Raw genomic sequence first — 13,873 nt, 5'->3', positions numbered from 1 at the left:
GTTGATGGGTCAGGCGCACGCCGTCGGCGACGCCGGCTGCGCCGACGCTGACGCGCAACGGCAAGGTATTGATGAACATGCCCAGCGCCCGCTCGGCGCCCTCGCCGCCTTGCATACGGCCGAGCAGCACGGTACCGAACACCACTTCCTGGCGCCCGGACAGCTGCGCCAGCACCTGGCCCCAGGCCTGGTGGACCAGGCTGGCGACGCTGATACCCAGCTGCCTGGCCTGCTCACGCAGGCGCTTGGCAAGGCTGGCATCGAGCGCCTGTCGGCTGTCGAGCACGCGGCTGCCGTCGCTGTGCGCAGAGCGCAAGCCGAAGACTTCGGTCGGTTCGTCGATATCCCCCAACAACTCGCGGAACAGCGCCTCTTCGGCCTGGCTGTCGCCGCCGAGGCGCGCCTGGGCCACGTAGTTGCGGTAAGGCACGCTGGCGTGTGGCAGCGGCTGGTGCTGCAGCACGGCGGTAACTTCCGCCACCAGGTGCTCGACTGCGGCGTGGTCGAGGATGATGTGGTGAATCAGCAGGGTCGCTTCGAGGCGGCCGTTGACTTGCGCCGGGAGCAGGCGGATCAACGGCGCGGTGCCAAGGTTCAGGGCGTTGGCGTTTCCTTCGTTGGGCGAGAAAGCGCCCACGGAGGGCACTTCGCGCCAGACGACCTGCACGGGTTCTTCGAGGTGCTGCCAGTGGATGCTGGTGCGCAGGATGTCGTGCCGCGCGATGACTTGATCCAGCGCAGCAGCGAAGGCGTCCAGCGTGGCCTGGTCGGGGAAGGCGAAGCGCGCCTGCAGCACATAGGGGTCGGCGCCTTCGCTGGCCAGGTGGTGGTAGAGAATGCCCTGCTGCAGGGGTGCCAGGCCGTAGATGTCCTGGATATTACTGGCGCCGCCGGGGACCTGCGCCGTCAGCGTGTCGATCGAGGCTTGCGAGAGATCGGCCAGCGGCAGCATGCCTGGCGTGATGTGCTTGCAATCAGCCGGTATGCGGTTGGCGGGCACCTTCAGGCCGGTTTCACCGCTGACCGCAGCCGCCAGCGCCGCCAGGGTCGGTTGGCCGAACAGCACACGGATGTCGGCATGCAGGCCGTGTTGGCGCAGGCGCGAGGTGAGGGACACCGCCAGCAGCGAATGGCCGCCCAGTTCAAAGAAGTTGTCGTGCCGCCCTACCCGCTCCACGCCCAGCAGTTCGGCCCAGATCGCGGCCAGCAGGGTTTCGGTTTCGCCTTCCGGGGCCTCGAACGGGCGGTCCTGAATGGCATCGGGCTGCGGCAATGCTTTGCGGTCGAGCTTGCCGTTGGGGCTCAGTGGCAGGGTTTCGAGGTGCATGAACAGCGCGGGCACCATGAATTCCGGCAGGTGCTTGAGCAGTGCGGCGCGCAGCATTTCTACCGCTTGCGGCTCGCCGGTGTAGTACGCGATCAGGCGTTGATCGAGGGCTACCACCACGGCTTCCTTGATACCCGTGATGGCGGTCAAGCCGGCCTGGATTTCGCCCAGTTCGATGCGCAGGCCGCGGATTTTCACCTGGTCGTCGTTACGGCCCAGGTATTCGATGTTGCCGTCCGCAAGGTGTCGCGCCAGATCGCCGGTACGGTACAGACGCGCACCGGGCCGGGTGCTGAACGGATCGTCGATGAAGCGTTCGGCGGTCAATTCGGCGCGGTTCAGGTAGCCACGGGCAACCTGCACGCCACCAATGAACAGCTCGCCCGCCACGCCCTGCGGCACCGGCTGGCCTTGGCCGTCCAGTACATACAACGTGGTGTTGGCAATTGGCTTGCCGATTGGGGTGTTGTCCGGCGCGGTGACGCAGTGCCAGGCACTCACATCCACGGCGGCTTCGGTCGGACCGTAAAGGTTGTGCAGTTCGACCGTGGGCAATTGGGCGTGGAATCGCCGTACCAGGCTGCCCGGCAATGCTTCGCCGCTGCACAGCACGCGCTTGAGGCGATCTGCCGAAGCGTCGCCATGCGCCAGGAACACATCCAGCATCGACGGCACGAAGTGCAAGGTGGTGACGCCTTCGCTACGAATCACCTGGCGCAGGTACTCCGGATCACGATGCCCGCCCGGGCGGGCCATGACCAAGCGTGCGCCGGTTTGCAGCGGCCAGAGGAATTCCCACACCGACACGTCGAAGCTGAACGGGGTTTTCTGCAGCACCACGTCATCGGTGCCAAGGCGGTAGGCGTCCTGCATCCACAGCAGGCGGTTGACCACCCCGGCGTGCTCGTTCATCACACCTTTGGGCAGGCCGGTCGAGCCCGAGGTGTAAATCACGTAGGCCAAATGACGCGGGGTCAATGCCGCCAGCAAGGGATTAGAAGCCGGTTGTGCATGCCAGGTCGGCTGATCCAGGTCGATCACCAGCCCCGCTTCCGGCACATGGCGAGTCGCGGCATGCACCAGCACAGCTACCGGTGCACTGTCGCTCAGCATGTGGCGCACGCGTTCGGCCGGGTAATCAGGATCGACGGGTACATAAGCACCACCGGCCTTGAGGATGGCCAGCAGCCCCACCACCATCGACAACCCACGTTCGACGCAGATGGCCACGCGATCGTCCGGTCTCACCCCTAGATCAATCAGATGATGCGCCAAGCGGTTAGCCTGTTCGTTGAGCTGGCGATAGCTCAACACGCCCTCTTCGGCCCGCACAGCCACGGCATCCGGTGTGCGCTCGACCTGCGCCTCGATCAGGCCATGCAAGGTCTGCTCAAGGTTGTAGTCCTGCGCCGTGTCGTTGAAGGCAACCAGCACACGCTGCCGCTCCTCCGCCTCCAGCACCGGCAAGCGCTGCAACGGCAGTTCAGGCTCGTGCTCCAGCGCCGCGACCATGGCCCCGAGCACCTGGTTCATCTGCCCGCAGATCCGCGCCGCACCTATGTCCGCAGGCGTCATGGCCACCAGGCGGAAGCCGTCACCCAGGTCATCGACGTTCAGGCTCAACGGGTAGTTGGTGCGTTCCTGCCCCTCCAGTACCTCGATGCCCTGCCAAGCCTGACGCTGCTCGGCACTGCTTTGAGCACCGTGGCGGTAGTTGAGCATTGCGCTGAACAGCGGCAACGGTGCCGCCACGCCGCTGCAACGCTGGGCCAACGCCAGGGAAGCATGCTCGTGGGCCAGCAGTGCGCTGAGCCGCTGATGGGTGGCATGGGCCGCCGCGCGCAGGCTGACGCTGCCCAGGTCGACCCGCAGCGGCAAGGTGTTGATGAACATACCCAGTGCCCGCTCGGCGCCCTCGCCGCCTTGCAGGCGACCCAGCAAGACGGTGCCGAACACCACGCTGTCCTTGCCACTGGCCGCTGCCAGCAGGCGCGCCCAGGCCAGGTGGAACAGGCTGGCGACGCTGATGCCCAGCACCCGCGCCTGGTGGCGCAGGCCAGCGGCCAGTTGCGCAGACAAGGGCAGCTTGACCTCCTGCATGCCACGGCCATCGCCTTGCACGTCGCTCAGGCCGAACGGCAGGGTCGGCTCGTCGATATCGGCCAGCTGCGAACGGAAGAACGCCTCGTGCTCGGCCTGGCTGATGCCCAGGCGGGCCTGGGCGACGTAGTTGCGATAGGGTGCCGGCGGCTGCGTGGGGGCAGGTTCGCCCTGGAGCAAGGCGACCAACTCTTCACCAATGACTTCCAGGGCCGTGTGGTCGAGGACGATGTGGTGGAATTGCAGGGTGGCTTCGATGCGTTGGCCGTCAGCCGGTTGGGCATGCAGCAGGCGGATCAGCGGGGCGCTGCTCAAGTTGAGGTCGGCGGCGCTGCTTTCGCGGGGCAAGCCCGCTCCCACAAGATCTGCGTCAACAGTGACCGGGGGGACCGTGCGCCAGACCACTTGCACCGGTTGCGGCAGGCCGTCCCAGAGCACAGCGGTGCGCAGTACATCGTGGCGGGCGATGACCTGGTCCAGGGCGTTGGCGAAGGCTTGCAGGCGTACAAGGCTGTCGAAGCGCAGCCGCGAATACAGCACGTACGGGTCGTGCTCAGGCGCGCTCAGGTGGTGGTAGAGGATACCTTCCTGCAACGGCGCCAGCGGGTAGATGTCCTGCACGTTGGCGGCGCCACCGGGCACGCTGGCGACGACCCGGTCGATGGCCGCCTGGTCGAGCTCGACCAGGCTGAGCAGGTCCGGGGTGATCGAAGCGCAATCTGCCGGGATACGGTTCTCGGGCACATCGACCTGCTGGTTCTGGCCGAGGGTCGCTGCTAGCGCGGCAATGGTCGGCTGGCCGAACAGGGTGCGGACATCGACCTGCAACCCCTCCAGGCGCAGGCGCGCGGTCAGGCTCACGGCCAACAGCGAGTGGCCTCCCAGTTCGAAGAAGTTGTCGTGCCGCCCTACCTGCTCGACACCCAGCAGTTCGGCCCATAGGCGTGCCAGCAGGGTTTCGGTGCTGCCTTGCGGTGCCTCGAAGGGGCGTTGCTGCAACGCAGCGTCCGGCGCGGGCAGCGCTTTGCGGTCAAGCTTGCCGTTGGGTGTCAACGGCAGGCTGTCGAGGTGGATGAACAGCCCCGGCACCATGTACTCGGGCAGCTGTGTCAGCAACGCTTGGCGCAGGCTGTCAGCTGGCTGTTCGGCGCCGGTGTAGTACCCGACCAGGCGCTCGCCAAAGGCCAGCACCACGGCGTCACGCACACTGGCCACGCCGCTCAGGCAGGCCTCGATCTCACCCGGTTCGATCCGCAGGCCGCGGATTTTCACCTGGTGGTCGTTACGGCCCAGGAACTCGAGGTTGCCGTCGGCCCGCTGGCGCACCAGGTCGCCGCTGCGGTATAGCCGCTCACCCGCCACGAACGGGCTGGCAATGAAGCGCTCGGCCTGCTGCTGCGCCAGGCCCAGGTAGCCCCGGGTGACGCCGGCGCCGCCGATATGCAGGTGGCCGGCCACGCCCCACGGCACCGGCTGGTCGAGGCTGTCGAGCACGTACAGGTGGGTGTTGTCGATCGGCCGGCCGATCGGCAGTACGCCGGGTGGCAGCGCGGCGTCGGGTTCCAGGGTCCACACGCTGCAGTCGACCGTCGTTTCGGTGGGGCCGTAGACGTTGTGCAGGCGCACGCCCGGCAGGCGCTGGCGTACACGTGCCGCCAGGGCTGCGGTCAACTCGCCGCCGCCACAGACGATATCGCTGAGGCTGCTGCACTGGGCGCTTTGCGCTTCATCGAGGAATTGCTGCAGCAGCGCCGGTACGAACTGCACCACGCTCACCTGCTGCTTCTGGATGAGCTGCGCAAGGTACTGCGGGTCACGCTGGCCGTCTGGCCGTGCCAGCACCAGGCGCAGGCCGCTGCACAGCGGCCAGAACAGCTCCCACACCGAGGCGTCGAAGCTGACCGGGGTCTTGTGCAGCACGCTGCCTTCGGCCGGCACGGCGCACAGGTGGCGGCTCCAGTGCACCAGGTTGACCACGTTGCGGTGCTCGACCATCACGCCCTTGGGCAGGCCGGTGGAGCCGGAGGTGTAGATCACGTACGCCAGGTGCTGCGCTGCCAGGCCCGGTACACGCGGGTTGCTGAGCGGCTGGGCGCCCCAGGCCGGCTGGTCCAGATCGACCAGCAGCGCTGGCGACGCTTGCACTGCCGCACGGGTGGCACCGTGCACCAGCACGGCCAGCGGGGCGCTGTCGGCCAGCATGTGGCGGATACGCTCGGCCGGGTAGCCGGGGTCGACCGGCACGTATGCTCCGCCCGCTTTCAGAATGGCCAGCAAGCCGACCACCAGCGACAGGCCACGCTCGACGCAGATCGCCACGCGGTCGTCGGGTTTTACCCCAAGGCCGATCAGGTAGTGGGCCAGGCGGTTGGCCTGCTCGTCCAGTTGGCGGTAGCTCAGCGTGCCTTCTTCGGCCACCAGGGCCAACGCATCAGGCGCACGCCGCACCTGCGCCTCGAACAGGCTGTGCAGGGGCTGTTGCAGGTCATGCGGCAACGCAGTGGCGTTGCTTTCGACCAGCAATTGCTGGCGTTCCTTGGCGGCCAGCACCGGCAGTTGCTGCAGGGGCAACTGTGGCTGCTGTTCCAGAGCATCGAGCAGGCCAACGAGTACCTGCAGCAGTTGCTCGCAGACCCGCTGCGCACCCACCTGCGCAGTCACTTGGGCGGTCATGCGCAGGCCATCGCCCAGGTCGTCGACGTTGACGCTCAGCGGGTAGTTGCCATGCCCGCCGCTGGGCAATGCTTCGATGCCTTCAAGGGCTTCGCGGTGCATCTGTTGCTCGGCATTACTCGCCCCGTGGCGATAATTGAGCATCGCGCTGAACAACGGCAGTGGCGCGGCTACACCGCTGCAACGTTGGGCCAGGGCCAGCGACGCGTGTTCGTGCACCAGCAGCGCGCTCAGCCGCTCGTGGGCCAGACGCACACCGTCCCGTACGCCCAGGCCATCGAGGTCCAGGCGCAGCGGCAGGGTGTTGATGAACATGCCCAGGCCACGGTCGGCGCCGGCGCCACCTTGCAGGCGGCCGAGCAGCACGGTGCCGAACACCACGCTGCTGTTGCCGCTGGTGGCCGACACCAGGCGGGCCCAGGCCAGGTGCAGCAGGCTGGCGGCACTCACGCCCAGTTGCTGGGCCTGATAGCGCAGGCGTTGGTAGTCGGCGGCTTGCAGTTGCACGCTGGCCAACTCGAAGCGGCTGGCCTGGGCCTGGAGATCGGTCAGGCCGTAGGGCAACGTCGGCTCAGCGATATCGGCCAGTTGGGTGCGGAAGAACGCTTCGTGCTCGGCTTCGCTGATCGCCAGGCGCGCCTGCGCCACGTAGTTGCGGTACGGCACGGGCGCGTGGCTTGGGGCTTGGCCGCGCAGGTGGTCGCGGATCTCTTCGAGCACCACCTTCATGGCGGTGTGGTCGAGGACGATGTGGTGGAATTGCAGGGTGGCTTCGATGCGTTGGCCGTCAGCCGGTTGGGCATGCAGCAGGCGGATCAGCGGGGCGCTGCTCAAGTCGAGGTCGGCGGCGCTGCTTTCGCGGGGCAAGCCCGCGCCCACAAGATCTGCATCGACAGTGACCGGGGGGACCGTGCGCCAGACCACTTGCACGGGCTGCGGCAGGCCGTCCCAGAGCACCGCCGTGCGCAGCACGTCGTGGCGAGCGATGACCTTGTCCAGGGCGCTGGCGAAGGCTTGCAGCCGTGCAGGGCTGTCGAATGCAATGCGCCATTGCAGCAGGTACGGGTCTTCGCCGGCAGCACTGAGGTGGTGGTAGAGGATGCCTTCCTGCAGCGGCGCCAGCGGGTAGATGTCCTGAATGTTGGCGGCGCCGCCCGGCACCGTGGCCGCGATGCGGGCGATGCTGGCTTCACTCAGGTCGATAAGCGCCAGCATGTCCGGGGTGATGTGGGTGCAGGCGGGCGGGATGCGGTTTTCGGGCACCGTCACCTGGCGCCCTTTGCCCAGCGCTGCCGCCAGTGCAGCCACTGTCGGCTGGCCGAACAGCACGCGCACGTCGGTTTGCAGGCCCTGTTGGCGCAGGCGCTCGATCAGGGTGACGGCCAGCAGCGAATGGCCGCCCAGCTCGAAGAAGTTGTCGTGGCGCCCTACCCGTTCCACACCCAGTACGTCAGCCCAGGTTGCGGCCATGGCGGCTTCGGTCTCGCCTTGAGGCGGCACGTAGCCTTGGCTGCCCAGGTCGGCGGCCGCGGGCTCGGGCAATGCACGGCGGTCGAGCTTGCCGTGGCTGGTCAGCGGCAGCTGGGCCAGGCGGATCAATGCTTGCGGCAACAGGTGTGCCGGCAGGCTGGCCTGCAGGGCCTGGCGCAGGTGGTCGACCTGCACCGGCGCGGTTTCGGTGAACCAGGCCAGCAGCCGCTCGCCACGCACCAGCACCACGGCATCGTCAATACCCGGCTGGGCCGCCAGGGCCGCTTCGATTTCGCCCAGTTCAACCCGCACGCCGCGGATTTTCACCTGGTCGTCGTTGCGGCCCAGGTAATCCAGGGTGCCATCGGCGTTCCAGCGCACCAGGTCGCCACTGCGGTACATGCGCGCGCCCGGCTTGCGGCTGAACGGGTCGTCGAGAAAGCGCTCGGCGGTCAGTTCGGGCCGGTTGAAATAGCCGCGGGCGACCTGCGCACCGCCAATGTAAAGCTCACCGGCAACCCCGATCGGCACTGGCTGGCGCTGTTCGTCGAGCACATAGACGCGGGTGTTGGCGATGGGCTGCCCGATGTGCAGCGCAGCACCCGGCAGCACCTTGCCAGAGGTGGCGACCACAGTGGTTTCGGTCGGGCCGTAATTGTTGACCAGTTCGAACCCGGGGTCGCGGTCGAACTGGCGCAGGCGGTCGCCACCGATCAGCAAGCTGCGCAAGGTGGGGTGCTGGCGTTCGCGGCGCAGCGCCTGTTCGGCCACCGGCGTGGGCAGGAAGCTGACTTTCAGGGGCTGCTCCAGCCACCAGTCGAGCAACTCGTCGACGTGCTCGTTGGCGATGTGCGCAGGCGGCAAGTGCAAGGTGGCACCGGCGCACAATGCCGGCCAGACCTCCCAGGCCATGGCATCGAACCCGAAACCGGCGACGCTGGAGGTGCGCTCGCCGGCGCCCAGCGCGAAGGCCTGGCAGTGCCAGTGCACCAGGTTGGCCAGCGTCTGGTGTTCGATCATCACGCCCTTGGGCTGGCCGGTAGAGCCGGAGGTGTAGACCACATAGGCCAGGTGATGGGCATCCAGCCCGGCCACCTGCGGGTTGCTGTCGAACGAGTGCCAGGCGGCCGGCTGATCGATGTCCAGGCGTGGGACGTCTGGCAAGCCATTGAGGCTCGACTCGGCCAGCATCAAGGCGGGGGCGCTGTCACCGAGCAGGTAGGCGATACGTTCTGCCGGGTAGCTCGGGTCCACCGGCACGTAAGCGGCGCCGGCCTTGAGCACGGCCAGCAGGGCAATGACCCGCTCGATGCTGCGCGGCAGGCACAGGGCAACCCGGTCGCCCGGCTGCACACCGCGCTCGATCAGGCGGTGGGCCAGGCGGTTGGCACGTTGGTTCAGCTCGGCGTAACTCACCGCGCGGTCTGCCTGGCTCAGCGCCGAGGCGTCGGGCGTACGGGCGGCCTGGGCTTCGACCAGGGCGTGCACGGTCTGGCCTTGTGGGTACTCGCGGGCGGTGTCGTTGAAGCTGCCGAGCAGTTGATGGCGCGCCTCATCGCTGAGGATCGGCAGGCTATCGACCGAAGTGCCGTGACCTTGTTCGAGCGCTTGCAGCAGCTGGCCTACGGCTTCAGCCATCCAGGCGACAACCCGGGTGGCGCCGATGCCTTCGACTGCCAGCACGCTGAAACTGAAGCCTTCACCCAGGTCGTTGACGCTCAAAGTCAATGGGTAGTTGCTGCGCTCTTCGCCGCCCAGCAGGCGAACGCCTTCCCAGATCCCTTCGCCTTCGCGCGGCGCATCGGCTGCGCTGTGGCGGTAGTTGAGCAACGCGCTGAACAACGGCGCCGAGGCCGCCACGCCGCTGCAACGCTGGGCCAGCGCCAGGGGGGCGTGCTCATGGCCAAGCAACCCCGACAGGCTGCGGTGGGTGGCGCGCACGGCCGCTTGCGCCGAGGCGCGGGTATCGACCCGCAGCGGCAAGGTGTTGATGAACATGCCCAGCGCGCGATCGGCGCCCTCGCCGCCCTGCAGGCGGCCCATCAGCACCGTGCCGAACACCACGTCGTGGCGGTTGGCGAGTACCCCCAGCACACGCGCCCAGGCCAGGTGCATCAGGCTTGCGGCGCTGACGCCCAGCTGGCGGGCCTGGCTGCGCAGGCGCTGGCTGATGCCGCCATCCAGTGCCTGGAAGGCGGTTTCGATTCCGCGGCCGTCGCCTTGTACATCGGCAAAGCCCAGCGGCAAGGTCGGCTCGTCGACGTCTGCCAGCATCGTGCGGAAGAACGCTTCATGCCCGGCCTGGTCGGCCAGGCGGGCCTGGGCCACGTAGTTGCGGTACGGCACCGCCGCCGGCAGGGTATCGGCCTGGCCGAACAGCAGCGCGCGCATTTCCCGGGCGACCACGTCCATGGCGGTGTGGTCGAGGGTCAGGTGGTGGAACAGCAGGATCGCCACCACCTGCTGGTTGGCAGGGTCGAGGCTGTAGTAAAGGCGGGTCAGCGGCGCCTGGCCCAGGTCGAGGCGGTGGTGGCGGGCATCGAAGCGGGCGTGCAGCTGTTCGATGCGGGCGGCACCGGGCTCATCGGCCAGGTCGTCGATTTCGTTGACGGCAAGCTCCGCCTTGCGCCACACCACCTGCAGCGGCTGCGCCAGGCCTTGCCAGAGCACCGAGGTGCGCAGGATATCGTGGCGGTCGATGACCTGCTGCAGGGCGCCGGCCCAGGCCAGCAGGCGTTCGACGCTGTCGAAGGCCAGGCGGGTCTGCAGCAGGTACGGGTCGCCCTGCTCGGCACTCAGGTGGTGATAGAGAATGCCTTCCTGCAACGGCGCGAGTGGGTAGATTTCCTGCACGTTGGCGGCGCCACCGGGCACGCTGGCGACCACGGCGTCGATCGCGGCCTGGTCCAGGTCGATCAGGCTGAGCATGGCCGGGGTGATGCGTTGGGCGTTGTGCGGCACACGGTTGGCCGGCACCTGGGCTTCATGGCCGATCCCGGCTGCACTGGCGAGCGCCGCCAGGGTCGGCTGGGCGAACAGCACCCGCACGTCGATCACCAGGCCCGCCTTGCGCAGGCGCTCGACCAGGGTCACGGCGAGCAACGAATGGCCGCCCAGTTCGAAGAAGTTGTCGTGGCGCCCTACCCGCTCGACACCCAGCACCTCGGCCCAGATCGCGGCCATGGTCGTTTCGGTGGCGTTCTGCGGTGCTTCGTAGGCCTGGCCGGCCAGCAACGCACTGTCGGGGTCGGGCAGCGCGCGGCGGTCGAGCTTGCCGTGGCTGGTCAACGGCAGTTCAGCCAGGCGAATGAATGCGGCCGGTATCAGTTGCGCCGGCAGGCTGGCCTGCAGGGCCTGACGCAGTTGTTCAAGGTCTACCGGCGCGGTCTCGGTGAACCAGGCCAGCAGGCGCGCGTCGCGCACCAGTACCACCGCATCGGCAATACCCGGTTGGGCCGCCAGGGCGGCTTCGATTTCGCCCAGCTCCACCCGCACGCCGCGGACCTTCACCTGGTCATCGTTGCGGCCCAGGTAGTCCAGCGTGCCGTCGGTGTTCCAGCGCACCAGGTCGCCACTGCGGTACATGCGGGCGTTGGCAGCCTCGCTGAACGGGTCGGCCAGAAAACGCTGTTCGGTCAGTTCAGGGCGATTGAAGTAGCCGCGCGCGACCTGCGCACCGCCGATATACAACTCACCGGTAACACCTACCGGTACAGGCTGCAGGCCCTCATCGAGTACATACACGCGGGTATTGGCGATTGGCTGGCCGATATGCAGCGCCGCGCCGGGGGTGAGCTGCCCGGAGGTGGCAACCACCGTGGTTTCGGTTGGGCCGTAGTTGTTGACCACGGCAAAGCCTGGGTCGCGATCGAACTGGCGCAGGCGGTCACCGCCAATCAGCAAGGTGCGCAGGGTTGGGTGCTGGCGGTCGCGGCGCAAGGCCTGTTCGGCCACCGGGGTCGGCAGGAAGCTGACCTGCAGCGGCTGCTGCAGCCACCAGTCGAGCAACTCGTCGACGTGTTCGTGGCCGATGTGCACAGGCGGCAGGTGCAAGGTGGCACCGGCACACAAGGTTGGCCAGACTTCCCAGGCCATGGCGTCGAAACCGAAGCCTGCGACGCTGGAGCTGTGCGATTCGGCGTGCAGCTCGAATGCCTGGCAATGCCAATGGACAAGGTTTGCCAGGGTGTGGTGCTCGACCATCACCCCTTTGGGCTGGCCGGTGGAGCCGGAGGTGTAGACCAGGTAGGCCAGCTGCTGCGCGTCCAGCCCGGGCAGTGCCGGGTTGCAGTCGTCCGCCGCGAAGGCATCGGGCTGGTCGAGGTCCAGGCGCGGCAGGTTAGGCAGGTTCTGGATTGCCGTCGTCGCCAGTACCAGGGTTGGCGCACTGTCGGCCAGCAGATAGGCGATGCGCTCGGCCGGGTACGCCGGGTCCACGGGCACGTAGGCGGCGCCCGCCTTCAACACCGCCAGCAGGCCGACCAGGCGCTCGGCGCTGCGTGGCAGGCACAGGGCGACCCGGTCACCCACCTTGACCCCCTGCGCGATCAACTGGTGGGCAAGCTGGTTGGCGCGCCGGTTCAGCTCGGCGTAGCTGAGCACCTGCTCAGCCTGTACCAGCGCTGCCGCATGCGGCGCACGCGCGGCCTGGGCCTCGACCAGGGCATGCACGGTCTGCCCTTGCGGATAGGCCTGGGTGGTGCGGTTGAACTGCTGCAGCACTTGCTCGCGCTCGCGCGCCGGTAGCACCGGCAACACCTGCAGGGGGGTCGAAGGCTGGTGCTCCAGTGCTTGCACCAGGCTTGCCAGCACTTGTGCGAACTGCTCGCTCAAACGGGCCGCGCCCCACTGCGGCAGGCTCTGGACGGTCAGGCGCAGGTCGTCGCCCAGGTCATCGACACTGACAGTCAGCGGGTAGTCGGTGCGCTCTTCGGCGCCGACGATATCGATACCGGGTGCCACCGGAATGATTTCAGCCGCATCACCGGCGGCACTGTGGCGGTAGTTGAGCATGCTGTTGAAAAGCGGCGCCGGCGCGGCAACACCACTGCAACGCTGGGCCAGGGCCAGGGAAGCCTGCTCATGGCCGAGCAAGGCAGTGAGGCGTCGATGCGTCGCCAGCAGTGCATCGCGCACCCCCTGCTGACCAAGGTCGATGCGCAGCGGCAGGGTGTTGATGAACATGCCCAAGGCTTGCTCGCTGCCGTCGCCGGTGGTCATGCGCCCCAGCAGGACGCTGCCGAACACCACGGCCTGGCGCGCCGACAATTGCCCTACCAGGCGGGCGAAGCCCAGGTGCAGCACGCTTGCCGGGCTTACCCCAAGCAAGCGCGCCTGGCTGCGCAGGCGTTGGCTGAGCGGCGCAGGCAAGGTCAGGCGCGCCTGTTCCAGGGCCTGGTCGCCTTCATCCTGCAGGCCGAAGGCCAAGGTCGGCTCATCGATGTCGGCCAGCATGTCGCGGAAGAAGTGCTCGTGGGTCTGCTCGTCCAGCGCCAGGCGGGCGGCGGCGAGTACGTTGCGAAACGGCATGGGCGCAGCCAGCTGCGCCGATTCACCGGCCAGATGCGCCTGGATTTCGCGGCGTACGATGTCCAGCGCGGTATGGTCCATCACCACGTGATGGAACATCAGCAAGGCGACCCACTCATCGCCTTCACTTTGCGCATGCATCAATTGCATCAGCGGTGCCTGGCGCAGGTCGAGGCGGTAGTGCCGTGGGTCAAATCGCGCGCACAGCTTGGCCAACGCATCGCTGCCATCGACCGCGATGGCCTCGCGCACCAGCGTCGCCTCCTGCCATACCACCTGCACCGGTTCGTCGAGGTATTCCCAATGCAGCGCCGTGCGCAGAATGTCATGGCGCTGGATCACCCATTGCAGGGCCTGGGCAAAGGCTTCGAGGTGCGCCTTGCTGGTGAAGCGCAGTTGCACCTGGGCGAGGTACGGATCGCCATCGCTGGCTGCCAGGTGCTGGTACAACATGCCTTGCTGCAGCGGCGCCAGCGGGTAGATGTCCTGCACATTGGCCGCGCCGCCCGGCACGCTGGCGACGATGCGGTCGATGGCCTGCTGGTCGAGTTGCACCAGCGGCAGCATGTCGGGGGTGATGCGAAACGCCGGGCTCAGCCAGTCGTCATCGCGTTCGGCGAGCATCTCCAGCAAGGCCGGCTTGTGCCGAGACAGCGCCTCCCACAGGGTATCGTCCAGGGTGTCGTCATCGCCCAGGACGATCAGGTCCTGGTCTTCGCGCTGGAGTCGGATCGCACGGGTGGAAAGAGCAGCCATCAGTTCGCTGAAGAGCAT

The 13,873-nt window shown here is 67.6% G+C and carries 1 protein-coding gene (cut by a window edge); it reads right to left on the bottom strand.

Annotated elements, in window-relative coordinates; translation table 11 throughout:
- Positions 1–13,873, bottom strand: the 5' portion of a protein-coding gene (locus ABEH27_RS09130) for a non-ribosomal peptide synthase/polyketide synthase (protein WP_346613263.1). It extends 8,474 nt beyond the left edge of the window; only the first 13,873 of its 22,347 coding nucleotides appear in the window; the start codon lies at positions 13,871–13,873; its stop codon lies off the left edge, out of view.

The sequence above is a fragment of the Pseudomonas sp. P39-UII1 genome (assembly GCF_039672635.1).
In the GTDB taxonomy this organism is placed as follows: domain Bacteria; phylum Pseudomonadota; class Gammaproteobacteria; order Pseudomonadales; family Pseudomonadaceae; genus Aquipseudomonas.
Note: the sequence above shows the minus strand (reverse complement) of the source record. Positions and strands in the feature narration are given on the sequence as shown.